Annotated in this window: 2 protein-coding genes and 1 pseudogene; all 3 read left to right on the top strand. The window is 71.3% G+C overall.

The window, feature by feature from the left end:
• Positions 1 to 252, top strand: a pseudogene (locus tag DW297_RS18825) (hypothetical protein); the annotation flags it as partial.
• Positions 253 to 319: 67 nt separating this feature from the next.
• Complete coding sequence (locus DW297_RS06195) at positions 320 to 973, top strand: DsbA family protein (protein WP_136030465.1); 654 nt, start codon at positions 320 to 322, stop codon at positions 971 to 973.
• Between the two features lie 67 nt (positions 974 to 1,040).
• On the top strand, positions 1,041 to 2,950 hold a 1,910-nt coding region (locus DW297_RS06190), incomplete at its 3' end, for a bifunctional lysylphosphatidylglycerol flippase/synthetase MprF (RefSeq protein WP_136030463.1).

The following is a 2,950-nucleotide window of genomic DNA, read 5'->3' as shown; positions in this document are numbered from 1 at the left end:
GGCGACGGCGCCCCCGTCGCCGCCGCCGTCGCCGTCGCAGCCCCGGAGGACTCGACCGGAATGGCCGCGGTCGCCTGCACCGCGGCGGCGCTGTGCTGCCTCACCCTGGTGCTGCTCCTCGGCCGCCGCATGCTCCGCGGACCCGGCACGCCGCTCGGCCGGACACCCCGCACGACCCCGCCGCTGCGCGCGACGCCCCGCCCGCGCCGGCTCGCCCCCTCCCTCGCACAACTGTCCCTCTCCCGGACCTGAGCCGTACGACGACTCCGCGCCGCGCCCGCGGCACCCCCATCCGTCGTACCCCTGTCTGGAGAACCCCGTGAGAACCCCTGTCAAGGCGACCCTGATCGCCATCGCCGTCGCCGTCGTCCTGCTGATCGTCGCCATCGTCTGGGCCATCACCCAGCGCGCCGACGAGCCCGACCCCGACGCGGGCCAGCGCCAGCCGACCGTCCGCACCGATTCGCACGTGCTCGACGAGGGCGGTCCCGGCGCCGTCACGGTCGTCGAGTTCCTCGACTTCGAATGCGAGGCGTGCGGCGCCTTCTATCCGATCGTCGAGGAGCTCCGCGACACGTACGACGGCGACATCCGCTACGTCGCGCGCTACTTCCCGCTCCCCGGCCACGTCAACTCGACACAGGCCGCCCTGGCCGCCGAGGCCGCCGCACAGCAGGGCCGCTTCGAGGACATGTACCACCACCTGTTCGCGACGCAGGCGAACTGGGGCGAGCAGCCCGAGGAGACCCCGGAGGTGTTCCGCGCGTTCGCCCAGGAGCTGGGCCTCGATCTCGCGGCGTACGACGAGGCCGTCGCCGACCCCGCCACCCTCGCGCGGGTGGAGCAGGACAAGCGTGACGGTGAGCGACTCGGCGTCACGAGCACCCCCACGTTCTTCGTCGACGGCGAGATGCTCGAGCTGACGGCCTGGGGCGATCTGGAGGACGCGATCGCGAAGGCCGTCGCGGACTGACCCGGCGGCAGCGGAATACCCCGGCCGGGTCCCGCCGGCCGGGGGGACCCGTCGCTACGCTGAGCGCATGTCCGAGGATGCCTCCGCTCCCGCGCGCCCCCTGATCACCGTCGCCCGGCGCATCCCGGCGACCCTCACGATGGTGGGCCTGATCCTGGTCGTCGGCGTCGTCTCACAGGGACTGTGGCGGCCGTTCGAGGATTCGGAGCTGTTCCCCTCGGTCGCGTACGGCCTGCCCAACCTGTCGGACGGCAAATGGTGGACGCCGGTCACCGGCACGTTCTTCGTCAACCAGCCGTGGGTGTACCTGTTCACGATCGCCGGCTTCTGGGGCATGGGGTACCTGGAGTTCCGTCGCGGAAGCCGCGTCGCGATCGCCTATTACGCGGTGGGACAGCTCTTCGCGATCTTCGCCACCGCGCTGCTGCTCCTGCTGCTGTCGCAGTTCGAATGGGCGTGGGCGGCGGAGCAGGCGCGCGCGCTCGACGTGGGCGCGTCCGGGGGCACGATGGCCTGCATCGCTGCAGCCGTCGGACTGTTCCGTCCCCCGTGGCGGGTACGCGGCTGGCTCATCCTCCTCGGGTTCGTCTTCATCGCGATGATGTTCTGGGGCAAGGTCGCCGACCTCGAGCATCTGCTGGCGGTGCTGCTGATCCTCGCGGTGGACCGCAGCCTGCGCGTGCGGCACACGACGGTCCGCGAGCAGCGCCTCATCGCGGTCATGGCCGTGCTGCTCCTGCTGGCGACCGAGGTCATCACCGTCCTGGTCCCGACCGACGGCCCCTTCGGCCCCACCGCACCCGCCTCCGGCGGATTCCTGGACACCGCGCTCGACGCGGCCGTCATCCTGCTCATCGCGAACGGGCTGCGTCGCGGTCGGCGATGGGCGTGGGTGCTCGCGATCATCCTCGCCAGCCTCAACGTGCTCTCCGGTGCGCTCATCCTGGCGCTGATCATCCTGACCAGCGAGGCACAGCTCGAACTGCAGATCGACGGCGAGACCGAGCTCGCCCTCGCCAGCGGCGTGCTCTGGCTGCTGATCCTCGTCTACCTGATCGTGGTGCGGCGGGCGTTCCGAGCCCGACGGCGGTCGAAGCTCGGCGCGCAGCCGGCACCCACGCTCGCCGACCTGGAGAAGGAGCTGAAGACCCACGGCGGCGGCACCCTGTCGTGGATGACCACCTGGGAGGGCAACGCGTTCGCGCGCGTGGACGGCGGCATCGTCGCGTATCAGCGGCGCAACAGCGTGGCACTGGCACTGGCGGATCCGATCGGGCCGCGCGAACGCCGCACCGATGCGGTGCGGGACTTCATCCGCGCGGCGGAGGGCGCCGGGCTCATCCCCTGCTTCTTCAGCGCCGACGAGGCCACGCGGGCCGCGGTGCCGGAGACCTGGCGGAGCCTGGTCGTGGCGGACGACACGATCGTCGATCTGCCGGGCCTGGAGTTCACCGGAAAGCGCTGGAACTCCGTGCGCACCTCCCTCAACAAGGCAGGACGCGAGGACATGACGTTCCGGATGACGCATCTGAAGGAGGAGCCCTGGGGGGTGCAGCAGCAGCTGCGGGCGATCTCCGAGGCCTGGGTCGGCGACAAGGACCTCCCCGAGATGCGCTTCACACTCGGCACCCTCGAGGAGGCGGAGGATCCGGAGGTACGGCTCGCCCTCGCCATCGCCCCCAACGGCGACGTCGACGGCTTCCTCTCCTGGCTGCCCATCTACGGCGAGGGCGGCATCGTGCGGGGGTGGACGCTCGACCTGATGCGCCGCAGGGAGGGCGGATTCGGCCCCGTCATGGAGTACCTCATCGGGTCGTCCGCGAAGCAGTTCTCCGACGAGGGCGCGCAGATCATGTCGCTCTCCGGGGCTCCGCTCGCGCACGACTACCCACCGGACGCGGGCATGATCGCGGCGCTCAGCGACCGGCTCGCGGAGGCTCTGGAACCCGTGTACGGGTTCGGTTCGCTGCACCGGTT

Origin of the sequence: Microbacterium sp. PF5 (genome assembly GCF_004794315.1) — a bacterium.
Taxonomy (GTDB): Bacteria; Actinomycetota; Actinomycetes; order Actinomycetales; family Microbacteriaceae; genus Microbacterium; species Microbacterium sufflavum.
The sequence above is the reverse complement of the archived record's forward strand: the minus strand, read 5'-3'. Positions and strand labels throughout refer to the sequence as shown.